The sequence below is a fragment of the Allobosea sp. Root483D1 genome (genome assembly GCF_001429505.1).
GTDB lineage: Bacteria > Pseudomonadota > Alphaproteobacteria > Rhizobiales > Beijerinckiaceae > Allobosea.
In genome coordinates, this window is sequence record NZ_LMJW01000020.1 from 629,306 (window position 1) to 644,623 (window position 15,318).

Genomic DNA, 15,318 nt, shown 5'->3' on the forward strand with positions numbered 1-15,318 from the left:
ATCCTCTCAGCCTGCCGTGCCCAGCGCCGCGACCGCATCCTGCGCGATGCGGTTGATCGTCGATTCCGCGATTGCGCGCAGCCTCAACGCCAGGCCGAAGGCTTCGCTGCCGCGCCGCGCGGGCTCGGGCAATTGCGTCCAGAGCTCGGCCGCCTTCGTCACGTCGTTCTGGACGAGCGCACCCTCCAGCCGGATCGGCAGGGTCGCGGGATCGCTGGAGCCGGAGTCTCCGACCGGGCGGATGGTGACGATGCGGCTGGCCAGGCCGAGCAGCTTGTCCTCCCAACTGTTCGCCGCGGGGGTGGTCTCGCGCACGAACAGCGTATGGTGGCTCTTGAACTGCGCCAGAAGCTGGTCGCGGGTCGCAGCACCGGTGCCGGCCACGGCAGCGAGCGCCGCCTTCTGTTCGGCGGGTATGTCGCCGAGCGCGGCGAGATCGGGCTGGAAGGGGCGGCCGGAGGCGATCGCGTCGCGGATGCGCTCAGCGAGGACGACACGCGCCGCCGCTACCGCCTGGCGGCTCGGCTGGGCGGCACTCCTGGCCGCAGCTTCGACGCCGGCGAGGCGCTGGCCCAACGACGCGGCCGCGTCGCGGGCGGCGGTGGCGTTACTCTCGGCAAGGTCGAGCTTCTGGTTGAGTCCGGCGGCGAGGTTGGCATCCGCCGCCGGAGTGGCCTTGGCCAGCTCGGCGAGCCGGCTGGCGTTGGCCTGTGCCTCGCTGCTCGCCTTGGCGGCGCTTTCGGCTGCGGCAGCGGCCTTGCGGTCGACGGCGTCGAGCGCGGCGCGGTTGGGCAAAGCGGCGTTCTGTGCCTGCAAGGTCTCGACGCGCTTGGCGAGCTCGGCCAGCCGCGCGCCGTCATCGGGAGCGGAGAGACGCAGGCCCAGCAGCACCAGGCCGGCGCCGATCACGCCACCGGCGAGACCGGCGAGCGCGACGGTCGGCAGGCTGTAGCGCCGCTGATGCTCGGGCACCGGCGGCGGCGTGAATTCCTGGGCGAGCGCCTCGGTCGGCAGCACGGCTTCGGCCTGCGTCTCGGCGCGCTCGGCCTCGGCTGCGGTCGCGGCGGAGCCGGAAGCCTCCGGAGGCGGCGTCCCGACGGTTTCCGTGGCGGCGAGCTCGATGGTCGGCGGTGTTCGGCCTGAGCGATTGCGGCGCTTGCCCGCCTGGCCCTGTTCGCTGCTCGGCTCTGCCGTCATGCCGTCCTTGCCCGCCTTGTCGTCCGCCGCTTCTGGCTCCTTAGCATCGCTGCTCAGCAGAGTGCGAGCGGGAAGCTGGTCGAGCGCGGCGAAGAGCGCGGCTTCCTCGGGATGCTCGGCGACGAGCACGGTGTCGGCGCCAGCCGAGATCAGCGGCGCCGCGACTTCGGCCGACAACGTGACCTGCGGCAAGGCCTGCGCCTGCTCGGCTAGTCCGGCCTTGCCGGCGAGATCGAAGAAGACCTGGGCGCTGCGCGGCGAATAATGCAGGGCGGCATCGGCCGAGCCGTCCCGCAAGGCATCGGCGGCCGGAGCAGGCAGAACCTCGACCGCCTTGGCCTCATAGGCGGTCCAGACCGTCACCTCATGGCCGGCATCGCGCAATTGCTGCGGCAAATCCTCGTGCCGGTCGCGACCGGCGACAAAAAGGAGTTTCTGGCCCTTCGGCAGGCGCTCGGTGATCAGCGCCAGCAGTTCGGCGCGCCCGCCCCGAGCGCTGTGCGCGGTGAAGCCGAGCTGGCCGGCGGCTTCCGCCGTGCGCGTGCCGACGCAGAAGGCGGGGAGGGTGGCGCGCCAGCTCTTCGGCAGGTTTTCCAGCGCCGGCACGGCATTGCCGCTGGTCAGCACCAGCGCATCGAACGGCCCCTTGGGCGGTTTCTCGCCGCTGGGCAGGACCTCGAACAGCGGCGCGACCACTGGATCCCTGCCGCGCTCGCGCAAGGTCCGCGCGCTGCGTTCGGCATCCTCAAGCGGTCTGAACACCAAAACGCGCATATCGCCTCCTCGTGCGGCCGTAGCTCAAGCCGGATAGTAGATGCCGGCCGGAGCGCGGGCGCGCAATTCGCGCCCGAGATCAGCTCCCAGTTGCGCGGCCTCCGTGACGGAACCAAGGCGTTCGCCCTCGGCGCTCGCCGTGCCGTCGGGCGAGAGGATCAGGCCGCGCAGATGCAGACGCTCGCCGTCGATGGTGGCGTGGCCGGCGATAGGGGTGCGGCAGGAGCCGTCGAGCTCGGTCAGATAGGCGCGTTCGGCAGCAAGGGCATGGCCGGTGTCGCGGCAGATAATCGGATCTAGCGCTCCTGCCGCGGCGGTGTCGCCGACGCGAATCACCACGGCGATGGCACCCTGGCCGACCGCCGGCAGGCATTCGTCGAGCGAGAGGATGCCGCTCGCCTTGTCGGCGAGGCCGAGGCGGCGCAGGCCCGCGAGCGCAAGCAGCGTGGCATCGATCTCGCCATTCGCGACCTTTTCGAGCCGCCGGCCGACATTGCCGCGCAGCAGCGTCACGTCGAGATCGGGCCGCGCCCGTTTCAGGATGGCCTGGCGACGTAACGAGGCCGAGCCGACGATGGCGCCTTGCGGCAGGTCGGCGAGGCTGGAGATGCCGCGCGCGATCAGCGCGTCGCGGACATCCTCGCGCGGCAGATAGCCGGCAATGACGAGGCCATCAGGCAGGGCGGTCGGCAGGTCCTTGGCGGAATGGACGGCGAAATCGATGGTGCCGGCGAGCTGGGCGGCGTCGATCTCCTTGGTGAAGAGCCCTTTGCCGCCGGCCTCCGACAGCGCCCGGTTCTGGATCGCGTCGCCGGTGGTGCGGATCACGTCGAGCGGCAGTTCGGCGCTGTCCCAGCCATGGGCGGCGCCGAGCCGGCGCGCGAGTTCGTGCGCCTGCGCCAGAGCAAGCGGGCTGCCACGCGTGCCGAGAATGAAGCGGCCCGGAAGCCGGCTTTCGCGTGGCGGGGTCGGCATGTCGGTCATTCTCTGCGAGGTCTCCGGTTCTCGGCATTCAAGCCCGGGCTGGCCATTGGCCTTCTCGTTCATGCAGCACTATACGGAGGAAATCCCCGCGCGAAACCGCGCACCCCGGCGGCAGCCCGGCCATCACCGCCGATGCCCGCCCAACGTCACGATGAGCATGCGAGTTCTGGGCATAGAGACGACCTGCGACGAGACGGCCGCCGCGATCGTCTGCGTCGAGCGTTCCGGCGAAGCGAAGATCCTCTCTAACGAGGTCCTCAGCCAGATCGCGGCGCATGCCGCCTATGGCGGCGTCGTGCCCGAGATCGCGGCGCGCGCCCATGTCGAGGCGATCGACCGGATCGTGATGCGCGCCTTCGAGACCGCTGGCATGAAGCCTTCCGAGATCGACGGCGTCGCCGCGGCGGCGGGGCCGGGGCTGGTCGGCGGCGTCATGGTCGGCCTCACCACCGCCAAGGCGATCGCGCTGGTGACCTGCCGGCCCTTCATCGCGATCAACCACCTCGAGGGCCATGCGCTGACGGCGCGGCTGACCGACGATCTCGCCTTCCCCTATCTGCTGCTGCTGGTCTCAGGGGGACATACGCAATTGCTCGCCGTGCGCGGGGTCGGCGATTATCTCAGGCTCGGCACCACGATCGACGATGCGGTCGGCGAGGCCTTCGACAAGATCGCCAAGATGCTCGGCCTGCCCTATCCGGGCGGCCCTTCGGTCGAGCGCGAGGCGCGCAGCGGCGATCCCGAGCGCTTCGAGTTCCCGCGGCCGATGAGCGGGCGGCCCAATCCGGATTTCTCGCTGTCGGGCCTGAAGACGGCGGTGCGGCTGGTCGCGGAGCGGATCGCGCCGTTGTCCGATCGCGATGTCGCCGATCTCTGCGCCTCCTTCCAGGCCGCGGTCGTCGACGTGCTGGTCGACCGGACGCGGGCCGGCCTGCGTGCCTGCCGCGAGGCCGGAATCAAGCCGACTTCCCTGGTCGTGGCCGGTGGCGTCGCTGCCAACCAGCAGATCCGCAACGGGCTGGTGCGGCTTGCGACCGAGGCCGGGCTGCCGATGGTCGCGCCGCCGATGGCGCTGTGCGGCGACAATGGCGCGATGATCGCATGGGCCGGGCTGGAGCGCCTGCGGCTCGGCCTGGTCGACGATATGACCGCAGTGGCGCGCCCGCGCTGGCCGCTCGACGAATTGCGGGCGAAGGGGTGAGCGGAATTGCCCGTTACCAGACTGTCGGCGTCGCAGGAGCTGGCGCTTTCGGCACGGCGCTGGCACTCGCCGCGGCGCGGGCCGGGCGCCGGGTGCTGCTCTGGGCCCGCGACGAGGAGACCGTGGCGAGCCTGCGCGAGCGGCGCGAGGCGCCGCGATTGCCAGGTGCGAAGCTGCCCGGCCTGATCGAGCCGGTTTCGGATATCGCGGCACTGGCACAGGTCGGGGCGCTGATCCTGGCCGTGCCGACGCAGGCGCTGCGGGCGGCTTCGACGCTGCTGGCGCCGGCGGTGGGGGCGGGACTGCCGGTGATTTCGGCCGCCAAGGGTATCGAGCAGGGCAGCGGGCGCTTCACCACGCAGATCATCACCGAGGCAATGCCGCATGCGATTCCGGCGGTGCTGTCCGGGCCGAGTTTCGCTGCGGATATCGCCCGCGGCCTGCCGACAGCGCTGACGCTTGCCTGTGCCGACGCCGCGCTGGCGCAGGGCTTGGCCGAGGCGCTGAATTCGCCGACGCTGCGCATCTATCACAGCAATGATCCGCGCGGTGTCGAGATCGGCGGGGCCGCCAAGAACGTGCTCGCCATCGCCGCCGGCATCGCGATCGGCCTCGGGCTCGGCGAGAGCGCCCGTGCCGCACTGGTAGCGCGCGGCTTTTCGGAACTGCGGCGCTTCGGCGAAGCGCATGGCGCGCAGGCCGAGACGCTGATGGGGCTTTCGGGACTGGGCGACGTCGTGCTCTCCTGCGCCACGGCACAGTCGCGCAACTTCGCCTATGGCCAGGCGCTGGGGCAGGGCAGGTCGCCGGCCGAGGCGTCCGGCGGCAAGCTCGCCGAAGGCGCGTTCACCGCGTCCGTGCTGGTCGAGATGGCGCGGGCGCAGGGGATCGACATGCCGATCGCGGAAGCGGTCGCGAGCATCATCACCGGCACCGCCGGCGTGCGCGAGGCGGTCGCAGACCTGCTGGCGCGGCCGGTGCGGGCGGAAAACTGAGCGGAGAGGGCACGCATGGCGAATGACTGGTCCGATCTGACGAAACGCGTCGCGCGCGGCATCGCCGAGGTACGCAAGACGACCGGTGCCGAACTGGTGGCCGAGAGCCAGCCGGTGCCGCTCGCCGGTCGCATCGCCGGGCGGGTGATCGAATTGCGCCGCAGGCGCGCCGAGGACACGCATCGCTTCGTGCTGGTGCTGCCTTTCGGCGAGGCCGAGGTCCGGGTCGAGCTCAGCCCGCAGGATTACGCCGCGCTGACGCGCGAGATGGTCAGGTTCTGGAACGAGACTGGCGAGGCGGCATCGCGGCCGCCGGCGCCCCAGAAGGAAGAGGACGAGGGCTGATGGCGCACTGGCTGATCAAATCGGAACCCTCGGTCTGGTCCTGGGACGACCAGGTCAAGGCCGGGGCGAAGGGCACGCATTGGGACGGGGTGAAGAACCACACCGCCAAGCTCAACCTGATGGCGATGAAGAAAGGCGACCAGGTCTTCTTCTACCACTCCAATGAGGGGCTCGAGGTCGTCGGTATCGTCGAGGTGATCAAGGAGCACTATCCCTGGACGGAAGCCGGCCCGCCCTGGGTGCTGGTCGATTTCAAGGCCGGGAAGCCGTTGCCCAAGCCGGTCTCGCTTGCTGCCGTGAAGGCTGAGCCGAAGCTCGCCAAGATGGCGCTCGTCACCTCCTTCCGCCTCTCGGTGCAGCCGGTGACAGACGAGGAATGGGCTCTCGTCTGCAAGATGGGCGGGCTTTAGGCGCTCAGGCGCTATAGAAGTCCCTGACGCGCGGGTGGACCGACGGTCTGCCCAGCGCCTTCGGACGATAATTGGCTTTCGTATCCCTGAAGCGTTCCTCGATGTTCTCGCAGAGCCGGTCCCGATCCGGCTTATGCTTGAGGACGAAGGCCGAGCGGTCACCTTCGCGCCAGAACAGCCCGAAGCCGGTGCGCTCATCGTGCTGTGCCGCGGTAAGCGAGCCCTGGAAACGATAGCCGCCGGGCTCGAAGCCAATGTCGACTCCGGGCTGCGCGCATTGCGCGATCATCCAGGCGAGCGCCGCATCCGAGAGGCCGCGGTCGGGGTAGCCGCCGCCGATGTCCGAATGGACCCCCGGAAACCAGACCTGGTCGATGCGCTGGTCCGGATGCGCCTCGGTCTCGTCCCAGGGCACCGGCGCGAAGACCTTCCGGTTCTCGTCGATGGCGAGGGCCTGAAAACCGAAGGGCACGCGGCTGCTCAGCTTGGCATCGTGGAAGCGGTGCCGGAACGGATTGACCAGATTCATGACGCCCGGCAAGCCGAGCGCAGCCACGGTGTCGAAGACCGCGACGAGATGGATCGGGGCGTCGCGGCAGGCATAGGTCTCGCGAAAGACGGCGGCCTTGGCGCGCCGCTCTTCCGCTCCGCGCGGGCCGTATTGCGTCTGGTAGATGCCGATCGCTTCCGCGACGATCCTGTCCCGTTCCTTCTTGGCATCGGCGTTGTCGGCGGTGATGTCGATGCCGTTCTGTCGGCGTGCCGGGATGCCGCAGAGCAGGACCGCAGAGGCCAGGCTGCGCGCAGTGTAGGCGCCGCGGCTGAAGCCGAAGACGGCGATGCGGTTGCCGGCGATCTCTGTTCCGGCCGGCCCGTCCCAGTTGAGGAGCAGGAACTCGTAACAGTCATGGATGTTCTGGGTTATGCCCGATCCGGTGGCTTTTCCGGCAAGATTTCGCGCCCAGCGCGACCAGCTCAATTTCTTTCCGGGTTCGGTCCCGACGCCGGAATCATAGAAGCAGACCTGGTCCGGAGCCGATCTCGCCCATTCGTACATCTTGAAGATGTTGGTGGCGCCGTCGTCGACGCGTACGCCGCGCTGGCCTGTCCCGTCGGAAAAGACGCAAAGTGTCCTGGCCATGGTACCGGCTTCCTCCCCTGCCTCTAGGTCATTTCTAACACGATCACTCTCAACCGGGGATTGAAATCTTGGGCGCTGCGCGACGGTTGCACTCGCCGAAAGTCGCAGCAACGAAAGTGCGAGCCCGTAGCGCTTGTCGGCGCGAGCTTGCTGCCTATGATGCGACCAACTCGAAAAGGGCCGGTCGGATCGCGTGGCATCGCTCTCGCAATCTGCACGCCGGCCCCGATGAAGGCCCAGCCTGGGGAGACGCCTGTTATGACTGAGATGATCTACGATGTGCCGGCTTCCTGGGCCAAGAAGGCATGGTTGAACGACGCCAAGTACAAGAAGATGTATGCGGCCTCGATCAAGGATCCCGACAAGTTCTGGGCGGAACAGGGCAAGCGAATCGACTGGTTCAAGCCCTACAGCAAGGTCCGCAACGTCAGCTACAAGCCGGGCAAGGTCTCGATCAAATGGTTCGAGGACGGCACCACCAATGTCGCCTACAACTGCATCGACCGGCACCTCGCGACGCGGGCCAAGCAGACGGCGATCATCTGGGAAGGTGACGATCCCAGCGAGTCGAAGAAGATCAGCTACGGCCAGCTCTATACCGAGGTCTGCAAGTTCGCGAACGTGCTGAAGGCCAAGGGCGTCAAGAAGGGCGACCGGGTCACGATCTACCTGCCGATGATTCCCGAAGCGGCCTACGCGATGCTGGCCTGCGCCCGGATCGGCGCGATGCATTCGGTGGTGTTCGGCGGCTTCTCGCCGGATTCGCTGGCGAGCCGGATCGAGGATTCCGATTCAAAGATCGTGATCACGGCCGATGAAGGCCTGCGCGGCGGCCGTGCCGTGCCGCTCAAGAAGAATGTCGATGCCGCCGACGACAAGGTGAAGGGCGGCATCGCCACGGTGATCGTGGTCAAGCGCACCGGCGGCAACGTCACCATGAAGGACGGCCGCGACGTCTGGTACCATGAGGAGGCCGCGAAGGCCTCGGGCCATTGCCCGCCGGTCGAGGTCAAGGCCGAGGACCCGCTGTTCCTGCTCTATACCTCGGGCTCGACGGGCAAGCCGAAGGGCGTCCTGCACACGACCGGCGGCTACCTCGTCTATACCGCGATGACGCATCAATACGTCTTCGACTACCATGACGGCGACATCTACTGGTGCACGGCCGATGTCGGCTGGGTCACCGGCCACAGCTACATCCTCTACGGCCCGCTCGCCAACGGCGCGACGACGCTGATGTTCGAGGGCATCCCGACCTATCCGTCGATCTCGCGCTTCTGGGAGGTCATCGACAAGCACAAGGTCAACATCTTCTACACCGCCCCGACCGCGATCCGCTCGCTGATGGGCGCCGGCGAGGAACCGGTGAAGAAGACCAAGCGCAAGTCGCTGCGCCTGCTCGGCTCGGTCGGCGAGCCGATCAATCCCGAGGCCTGGGAGTGGTATCACCGCGTCGTCGGCGAGCGCCGCTGCCCGATCGTCGACACCTGGTGGCAGACCGAGACTGGCGGCATCCTGATCTCACCGCTGCCGGGCGCGACCAAGCTGAAGCCCGGCTCGGCGACGCGGCCCTTCTTCGGCATCAAGCCCGAACTGGTCGATGCCGAGGGCAAGGTTCTGGAGGGCGCGGCCGAGGGCAATCTCGTCATCGCCGAGAGCTGGCCCGGCCAGATGCGTACGGTCTATGGCGACCATAAGCGCTTCGAGGAGACCTATTTCGCGACCTATCCGAACAAGTACTTCACCGGCGATGGCTGCCGGCGCGACGCCGACGGCTACTACTGGATCACCGGCCGCGTCGACGACGTGATCAACGTCTCCGGCCACCGGATGGGCACGGCCGAGGTCGAATCGGCGCTGGTCGCGCATCCCCAGGTCTCGGAAGCGGCGGTCGTCGGCTATCCGCACGACATCAAGGGGCAGGGCATCTACGCCTATGTCACGCTGATGGCGGGCGAGAAGCCGTCGGCCGACCTGAAGAAGGAACTGGTCTCCTACGTCCGCAACGAGATCGGCCCGATCGCCTCGCCGGACCTGATCCAGTTCGCGCCCGGCCTGCCCAAGACCCGCTCCGGCAAGATCATGCGCCGTATCCTGCGCAAGATCGCCGAGGACGAGTTCGGCGCGCTCGGCGACACCTCGACGCTGGCCGACCCGGCCGTCGTCGACGACCTGATCGCCAACCGCCAGAACAAGCGCAAGGCGGGCTGAGGGCCCGGCCGGACTTCAGGCCACACGGATCGGCTTGATCGCGACAGGACCGGCGAGCAATTGCTCGCCGGCGATGCTGACCCGGTTCCGGCCTCCCGCCTTGGCTGCGTAGAGCGCCTGGTCGGCAGCTTCGATCAGTACCTTCCAGCCGGAGCCGTCGCGCCGCCCCACGGCGACGCCGAAGCTTGCGGTGACCCGCAGCTCGGTGTCGTCGTCCAGGATGATCGCCTGCTCGGCGAGCGCCGCGCGCAGCGTCTCCGCGATCCGGGAGAGCGTGCGCAGGCTGGTGTTCGGCAGGACGATGGCGATCTCCTCGCCGCCATAGCGCATGACGAGATCGTTCTTGCGAACCATCTCCGTTACCAGTGCCGAGACGGCGCGCAGCACCGTGTCGCCGGCGACATGGCCATGGCCGTCGTTGATCAGCTTGAACCGGTCGATGTCCATCAGGATCAGGCCGGTCTCGACCGGCAGATAGTCGAAATCGGGATCGTCCTGGCCGAGGCGGTCGAAGGTGCGGCGGTTCAGCAGGCCCGTCAGCGCGTCGGTCTCGGCCTGCACTTTCAGGCGCTCGGTCAGCCGCAGGCGCTCGCGCAGCTTGAGGCGCAGGATCTCGAGAGCGGCGAACAGCTCATGCATCTCGCCGCCATGCTTGCGGATCCCCACCGGCCGATCGAGGCTGCGTTCCTCGGCAAGCGCAACGATATGGTCGCGGGCCTGGAGCAACGGCCTGAAGATGCGGCGGCGCGCCGCCAGAAGCAGGGACAGATTGATCAGCACGATCAGCACGGTGAAGGCGGCGACGGCCTGCAGCCACCAGGCGCTGGCTTTGCGGGTCTCTTGCGCGTGCATCAGCATGTCGTCGAGGAAGCGCTCGCGCAGCTGCTCCAGCGGCGCCATCGACGGCACATATTGCAGGGTCATCTCTTCGGTCGTGACCGAATAGCGGTTCGAGCGGCCCTCTGCGGTCAAGCGCGCGATCAGGCCGAGGCCGGTGCCGAAATAGAGCCTGTTCGTCTCGTGCACGGCCGCGACCAGCTCCGGTGCGTCGGCATGGACTGAAAGCTGGCGCTCCAGCGATTGCCAGATCTGCAGGATGCGGCCGCGGGTGAGGGCGAGCTCGTCCTGGGCAGCGGCGGAGAGCGGCTCGCGTGCGGCGATCGAGGGGGCGAGGTAGGAGCCCATCCGCCCGGCATATTCGCGCAGGTCGCCGAGCATCTGCCCGGTCAAGGCGTGTCCGGCCAGAGCGCCGTCGTGCTCGACCAGCTCGGCCATGGCGGCGCTCACCACCGGCCGCATCACCTCGACCACGTCGAACATGCCGGCGATGACGCCGCCGATTTCGGCGACGCTGCGCTCGGCCAATGGCAGGGTGCTCACCCGATCGGCCGCATGACGCGCCTCGACGAGGCGCAAATGGACGGCTTCCAGCCCGTCGCGCGTGACGAGGTGCGGTGTGAACCCGCTATCGGCATCCGGGTTGATCTCGGCCAGGGCGCGGTCGCTCAGCGCGCGAAATTCCGCGAGCTTGCGCCGGGCCGGCGTACCGGGTGCAGGCTCCTCGCCGAGCACGCTGTTCATCGGGCCACGTTCGGCGGAGAGCCGGTTCGCGGCGGTCAGCACCTTGCGGTACAGCGTCAGGGCTTCGAGATTGCGGCTGGCGCGGACATGGTCGCTGCCGAGAATGCTGATCAGGCCGAGTGCCAGCGCAAGCGACAGCGCGAGCAGGACCATGCAGCCCAGGACGAGCTTGGTATCGAGGCTGGCGCCGCGTCGCGCGCGGGAGGCGGCAGGCTTTGAGGATCGATCACTCAACAGGGGCGTGCTTCGCAGAGGACGAGTTGCCGTTGCGTGAGCTATCGAAGGTGGCCCTTGAGATTCGGTAAAGTCGATGCCGCCAAAGGCTGACGCTTCAACCCTCGACCGGCTTGCGGCGCGCCTTCCGGCCGAGCTTCCTGCCGTAGAGTTCGAGCTTGTGCCGGACGATCTCATAGCCGAGTTCGGCTGCGATCTTGGCCTGCAGTGCCTCGATCTCGGGAGATGAGAACTCGACGACCTGGCCGGTCTCGACATCGATCAGGTGATCATGATGCTGTTGGTCGGCATGCTCGTAGCGCGAGACGCCGTCCTCGAAGGCATGGCGTTCGATCGCGCCTTGCGTCTCCAGCAGCTTCATCGTGCGGTAGACCGTCGAAAGCGACAGGGTCGGGTCGTGCACGAAGGCGCGTGTGAAGATGCCCTTCGCATCGGGATGGTCGTGGGCCTCGGCCAGGACCCGCAGGATCAGCCGGCGCTGCTGGGTCATGCGCAGCCCCGCCTTGCGGAGCTGGTGCTCGAACTCCGTCACCCGCTGGTCGATTCCCTTCATGCGCGAGAGGTAGCAACCCTGAGACGCATTTGCAAAAATCCCTTATCGCAATTCGTTTGCAATTGCGTTGACAAATGCAAGTGGTTTGCAATAGCGTGAGATATCCCCCGTTCCGCCATCGGAGAGATCATGCTGTCGCGCCGCTATTCCCTTGCCCTTGCCGCTGTCATGACGCTGGTGGCCGGTCTTTCCGGTTCCATCGCCAGCGCCGTCGCGCAGGCCACGCCAGGCAAGCCCTTGCGCGTCGTCACGACCTTCACGGTGATCCAGGATATCGCCCAGAACGTCGCCGGCACGGCCGCTATCGTCGAGTCGATCACCAAGCCGGGCGCCGAGATCCACGACTACCAGCCGACGCCGCTCGACGTGGTGAAGGCGCAGTCGGCCGATCTCGTCTTGTGGAACGGCATGAACCTCGAGCGCTGGTTCGAGAAGTTCTTCGACAATGTGAAGGACGTGAAGAGCGCCGTGGTGACCACGGGCATCGAGCCGATGGGCATCAAGGAAGGGCCCTATGAGGGCAGGCCCAACCCGCATGCCTGGATGTCGACGGCAAGCGCGCTGATCTATGTCGAGAACATCCGCAAGGCGCTGGCCGAGGCCGATCCGGCCAATGCCGCGACCTATGCCAAAAACGCCGCTTCCTATTCGGCCGAGATTAGGGCGATCGACGCTCCCCTGCGCGCCCGTCTCGACAAGGTCCCGGCCGACAAGCGCTGGCTGGTCTCCAGCGAGGGCGCCTTCAGCTATCTCACCCGCGACTATGGCTGGCGCGAAGCCTATCTCTGGCCGATCAATGCCGACGAGCAGGGCACGCCGCAGCAGGTGCGCCGGCTGATCGACCTCGTCCGCAAGAACAAGCTCCCGGCGGTGTTCAGCGAGAGCACGATCTCGGACAAGGCCGCGAAACAGGTCGGACGCGAGACCGGCGCCAAGTACGGCGGCGTGCTTTATGTCGACTCGCTCTCGGATGCCCGCGGCGCGGTGCCGACCTATCTCAAGCTGCTCGAAGTCACCGTCGACACGATCGCCAAGGGGTTCGGCCAGTGAACGTGCAGACTGCCGAAATCCGCCCGGGGCAGGGGCCGCTGCCCTCGATCGTGGTCAGCGGCGTCACCGTGCGCTACGCCAATGGCGTCACCGCGGTGAACGACGCCTCCTTCGCGCTCGGCCCGGGCACGATCTGCGCGCTGGTCGGCGTCAACGGCTCGGGCAAGTCGACGATCTTCAAGACACTGATGGGTTTTCTCAAGCCGGCGCAAGGACTGGTCAGCATCGCCGGCATGGAGGTGCGCCAAGCGCTGAAGCGCGGGCTCGTCGCCTATGTGCCGCAGGCCGAGGAGGTCGACTGGACTTTCCCGGTCCTGGTCGATGACGTCGTGATGATGGGGCGCTATGGCCATATGGGCTTCATGCGCCTGCCGCGAAAAGCCGATCGCGAGGCGGCCGAGCAGGCGCTCGAACGCGTCAACATGCTGGAGTTCCGCCGCCGCCAGATCGGCGAGCTCTCCGGCGGCCAGCGCAAGCGCGTCTTCCTCGCCCGCGCTCTGGCGCAGGGCGGGCAGGTGATCCTGCTCGACGAGCCCTTCACCGGCGTCGACGTCAAGACCGAGGACCAGATCGTCGGGCTGATGCGCGAACTCTGGGCGGAAGGTCGGCTGATGCTGGTCTCGACCCATAATCTCGGCTCGATCCCGGATTTCTGCGACCAGGTCGTGATCGTCAACAAGACGGTGCTCGCGGCCGGGCCGACCGAGACGACCTTCACACAGGACAATCTGCAGAAGGCCTTCGGCGGCGCGCTCCGGCATTTCCGCCTGGAAGGTGCGAGCCTGCATGCCGATGCCGACGATCGGCGTGTCACCGTGATCACCGATGACGAGCGTCCGCTCGTCTTCTATGGCGATCGCGATCACGAGAAGCCTGCCGCCGGCAGGAAGGATGGCCGGCCGTGATGGAGCTCCTGCTCGAACCGTTCGGCTACCAGTACATGGTCAAGGCGATCTGGGTCTCGGCCCTGGTCGGCGGTGTCTGCGCCTTTCTGTCCTGCTATCTGATGCTCAAGGGCTGGTCGCTGATGGGCGATGCGCTGGCGCACGCGATCGTGCCCGGCGTCGCGCTCGCCTATCTCCTGAAGGTTCCCTATGCCGCCGGCGCCTTCTTCTCCGGCCTGCTGGCGGCGCTCGCCATGGCGCTGGTCCGGGTGCGCACGCAACTGCGCGAGGATGCCGTCATCGGCATCGTCTTCACCAGCTTCTTCGCCGTCGGCCTGCTGATCGTCTCGATCAACCCGACCTCGGTCAACGTCCAGTCGATCGTGCTCGGCAACATCCTCGGCATCTCCGACGAGGACGTGATCCAGGTCGCGATCATCGCTTTTATCTCGCTCGCCATCCTGCTGCTGCGCTGGAAAGACCTGATGCTGGTCTTCTTCGACGAGAACCAGGCGCGTGCCGTCGGCCTGTCGCCGACACGGCTGAAGATCCTGTTCTTCGTGCTGCTCTCGGCCTGCACGGTCGCGGCTCTGCAGACGGTGGGGGCCTGCCTCGTCATCGCCATGGTGGTTACGCCAGGCGCGACCGCCTATCTGCTGACCGACCGCTTCGGCCGGCTGATCGCGATCGCGGTGACGATGGGCGTCGTGACCTCGGCGGTCGGCGCTTATGCCAGCTATTTCCTTGATGGCTCGACCGGCGGGCTGATCGTCGTGTTCCAGACGGCGCTGTTCCTCCTCGCCTTCCTGTTCGCGCCCAAGCATGGCCGCCTCGGTGCGCGTCGCGCCGCCAGCGTAGGAGGCGCGGCATGAGCCTGATCCAGGACTGGCTGCTCGCGCCCTTCGCGCATGAGTTCATGCTGCGCGGCCTCGCCATTGCGGTGATGGTCGGCTTCGTCTGCGCCGTGCTGTCCTGCATTCTGGTGCTCAAGGGCTGGTCGCTGATGGGCGATGCGGTCTCGCATGCGGTGCTGCCCGGCATCGTGCTGGCCCATATCGCCAGCCTGCCGCTGGCGCTCGGCGCTTTCGCTGCCGGCCTGACCTGCGCCTTCGGCATCGGCTACCTCAAGGAGAACAGCCGGGTGAAGGAGGACACGGTGATGGGCATCGTCTTCTCCGGCATGTTTGCGCTCGGCCTCGTGCTCTTCGTCAAGGTCGATAGCGACCAGCACCTCATGCACATCCTGTTCGGCAACATGCTCGGCGTGACCTGGGCGGACATCGCCGAGACGGCGCTGATCGCCTTGCCGGTTGCCGGCATCATGCTGGCGAAGCGACGCGATTTCCTGCTGCACGCCTTCGATCCGGCGCATGCCCGGGCGATCGGTTTGCCGGTCAGGGCGCTGCATTTCGGCCTGCTCGCCATGCTGGCGCTGACCATCGTCGCGGCGCTGAAGGCGGTCGGCATCATCCTCGTCGTCGCCATGCTGATCGCGCCGGGCGCGATCGGCTATCTGACGACACGCCGCTTCGACCTGATGCTGCTGGTCGCGATCGCCGCCGCTGTCCTGTCGAGCGTCTTCGGAACGATCCTGAGCTTCCATCTCGATGTCGCGACAGGACCGTGCATCGTCGTCGTGCAGGCGGTCATCTTCCTCGCTGCGCTGGCGCGCAGTCTCCTCAAGACGCGGAAGCTGGTCACGGCGCAGCCGATCTGAACCGGACCGTGGCGACTGACGAAAATCGAAAGCCGCCCGCC

Annotated in this window: 14 protein-coding genes; 9 read left to right on the forward strand and 5 right to left on the reverse strand. The window is 67.5% G+C overall.

What is annotated here, in order from left to right; all coding sequences use genetic code 11:
• Nucleotides 1-6 precede the first annotated feature (6 nt).
• Together ASE66_RS21575 and hemC are read right to left on the reverse strand one after the other, a co-directional pair.
• Entirely contained in the window at nucleotides 7-1,971 is a 1,965-nt protein-coding gene (locus ASE66_RS21575; protein ID WP_057191740.1) for a uroporphyrinogen-III synthase, read from the reverse strand.
• 24 nt (nucleotides 1,972-1,995) lie between these two features.
• On the reverse strand, nucleotides 1,996-2,946 hold the full coding sequence (gene hemC / locus ASE66_RS21580; RefSeq protein ID WP_057191950.1) for a hydroxymethylbilane synthase: 951 nt from the start codon (nucleotides 2,944-2,946) through the stop codon (nucleotides 1,996-1,998).
• A gap of 166 nt (nucleotides 2,947-3,112) precedes the next feature.
• On the opposite strand from hemC, the gene tsaD reads away from it, so the two are divergent.
• The 4 genes from tsaD to ASE66_RS21600 are packed head-to-tail and all read left to right on the forward strand — an operon-like array spanning nucleotide 3,113 to nucleotide 5,906.
• Nucleotides 3,113-4,156 carry a tRNA (adenosine(37)-N6)-threonylcarbamoyltransferase complex transferase subunit TsaD gene (gene tsaD / locus ASE66_RS21585; protein WP_057191741.1) on the forward strand — a complete coding sequence of 348 codons (1,044 nt, stop codon included), beginning with the start codon at nucleotides 3,113-3,115 and terminating at the stop codon, nucleotides 4,154-4,156.
• A 5-nt stretch (nucleotides 4,157-4,161) separates the two neighbouring features.
• Entirely contained in the window at nucleotides 4,162-5,151 is a 990-nt protein-coding gene (locus tag ASE66_RS21590) for an NAD(P)H-dependent glycerol-3-phosphate dehydrogenase (protein ID WP_057191951.1), read from the forward strand.
• 15 nt (nucleotides 5,152-5,166) lie between these two features.
• On the forward strand, nucleotides 5,167-5,496 hold the full coding sequence (locus tag ASE66_RS21595; protein ID WP_057191742.1) for a hypothetical protein: 330 nt from the start codon (nucleotides 5,167-5,169) through the stop codon (nucleotides 5,494-5,496).
• A complete protein-coding gene (locus tag ASE66_RS21600; RefSeq protein WP_057191743.1) occupies nucleotides 5,496-5,906 on the forward strand; it encodes an EVE domain-containing protein in 411 nt (136 codons plus the stop codon). The genes ASE66_RS21595 and ASE66_RS21600 overlap by 1 nt, the downstream gene beginning before the upstream one ends.
• 4 nt (nucleotides 5,907-5,910) lie before the next feature.
• Here the strand turns inward: ASE66_RS21600 and ASE66_RS21605 are convergent, their stop codons facing one another.
• Nucleotides 5,911-7,047 carry a DUF2235 domain-containing protein gene (locus tag ASE66_RS21605; protein ID WP_057191744.1) on the reverse strand — a complete coding sequence of 379 codons (1,137 nt, stop codon included), beginning with the start codon at nucleotides 7,045-7,047 and terminating at the stop codon, nucleotides 5,911-5,913.
• 258 nt (nucleotides 7,048-7,305) lie between these two features.
• Between ASE66_RS21605 and acs the strand changes: the two genes are divergently transcribed.
• Nucleotides 7,306-9,258 (forward strand): acetate--CoA ligase, encoded by a 1,953-nt coding sequence (acs, locus tag ASE66_RS21610; protein WP_057191745.1) that lies wholly within the window; start codon nucleotides 7,306-7,308, stop codon nucleotides 9,256-9,258.
• A gap of 15 nt (nucleotides 9,259-9,273) precedes the next feature.
• On the opposite strand, the gene ASE66_RS21615 is transcribed toward acs, so the two are convergent.
• Nucleotides 9,274-11,073: a sensor domain-containing diguanylate cyclase gene (locus ASE66_RS21615; RefSeq protein ID WP_162262519.1), complete on the reverse strand. Its 1,800-nt coding sequence runs from the start codon at nucleotides 11,071-11,073 to the stop codon at nucleotides 9,274-9,276.
• Between the two features lie 97 nt (nucleotides 11,074-11,170).
• On the reverse strand, nucleotides 11,171-11,626 hold the full coding sequence (locus ASE66_RS21620) for a Fur family transcriptional regulator (protein ID WP_057191747.1): 456 nt from the start codon (nucleotides 11,624-11,626) through the stop codon (nucleotides 11,171-11,173).
• A gap of 129 nt (nucleotides 11,627-11,755) precedes the next feature.
• On the opposite strand from ASE66_RS21620, the gene ASE66_RS21625 reads away from it, so the two are divergent.
• From ASE66_RS21625 to ASE66_RS32195, 4 genes are read left to right on the forward strand one after another with little or no spacing between them, the layout of a single operon-like run.
• Entirely contained in the window at nucleotides 11,756-12,676 is a 921-nt protein-coding gene (locus ASE66_RS21625; protein ID WP_057191748.1) for a metal ABC transporter substrate-binding protein, read from the forward strand.
• Nucleotides 12,673-13,581 carry a manganese/iron ABC transporter ATP-binding protein gene (locus tag ASE66_RS21630; RefSeq protein ID WP_082613629.1) on the forward strand — a complete coding sequence of 303 codons (909 nt, stop codon included), beginning with the start codon at nucleotides 12,673-12,675 and terminating at the stop codon, nucleotides 13,579-13,581. Before ASE66_RS21625 ends, ASE66_RS21630 begins: the two co-directional genes overlap by 4 nt.
• Nucleotides 13,581-14,432: a metal ABC transporter permease gene (locus tag ASE66_RS32190; RefSeq protein WP_200964634.1), complete on the forward strand. Its 852-nt coding sequence runs from the start codon at nucleotides 13,581-13,583 to the stop codon at nucleotides 14,430-14,432. Before ASE66_RS21630 ends, ASE66_RS32190 begins: the two co-directional genes overlap by 1 nt.
• Nucleotides 14,429-15,277: a metal ABC transporter permease gene (locus tag ASE66_RS32195; protein WP_057191750.1), complete on the forward strand. Its 849-nt coding sequence runs from the start codon at nucleotides 14,429-14,431 to the stop codon at nucleotides 15,275-15,277. Before ASE66_RS32190 ends, ASE66_RS32195 begins: the two co-directional genes overlap by 4 nt.
• The last annotated feature ends 41 nt before the right edge of the window (nucleotides 15,278-15,318 follow it).

Bases quoted from the DNA above. Each gene is read 5' to 3' on its own strand.
- ASE66_RS32190 (WP_200964634.1), top strand. From the start codon at position 13,581: ATGGAGCTCCTGCTCGAACCGTTCGGCTACCAGTACATGGTCAAGGCG.
- hemC (WP_057191950.1), bottom strand. From the start codon at position 2,946: ATGCCGACCCCGCCACGCGAAAGCCGGCTTCCGGGCCGCTTCATTCTC.
- ASE66_RS21595 (WP_057191742.1), top strand. From the start codon at position 5,167: ATGGCGAATGACTGGTCCGATCTGACGAAACGCGTCGCGCGCGGCATC.
- ASE66_RS32195 (WP_057191750.1), top strand. From the start codon at position 14,429: ATGAGCCTGATCCAGGACTGGCTGCTCGCGCCCTTCGCGCATGAGTTC.
- ASE66_RS21575 (WP_057191740.1), bottom strand. From the start codon at position 1,971: ATGCGCGTTTTGGTGTTCAGACCGCTTGAGGATGCCGAACGCAGCGCG.
- ASE66_RS21620 (WP_057191747.1), bottom strand. From the start codon at position 11,626: ATGAAGGGAATCGACCAGCGGGTGACGGAGTTCGAGCACCAGCTCCGC.
- ASE66_RS21605 (WP_057191744.1), bottom strand. From the start codon at position 7,047: ATGGCCAGGACACTTTGCGTCTTTTCCGACGGGACAGGCCAGCGCGGC.
- ASE66_RS21600 (WP_057191743.1), top strand. From the start codon at position 5,496: ATGGCGCACTGGCTGATCAAATCGGAACCCTCGGTCTGGTCCTGGGAC.
- ASE66_RS21625 (WP_057191748.1), top strand. From the start codon at position 11,756: ATGCTGTCGCGCCGCTATTCCCTTGCCCTTGCCGCTGTCATGACGCTG.
- tsaD (WP_057191741.1), top strand. From the start codon at position 3,113: ATGCGAGTTCTGGGCATAGAGACGACCTGCGACGAGACGGCCGCCGCG.
- acs (WP_057191745.1), top strand. From the start codon at position 7,306: ATGACTGAGATGATCTACGATGTGCCGGCTTCCTGGGCCAAGAAGGCA.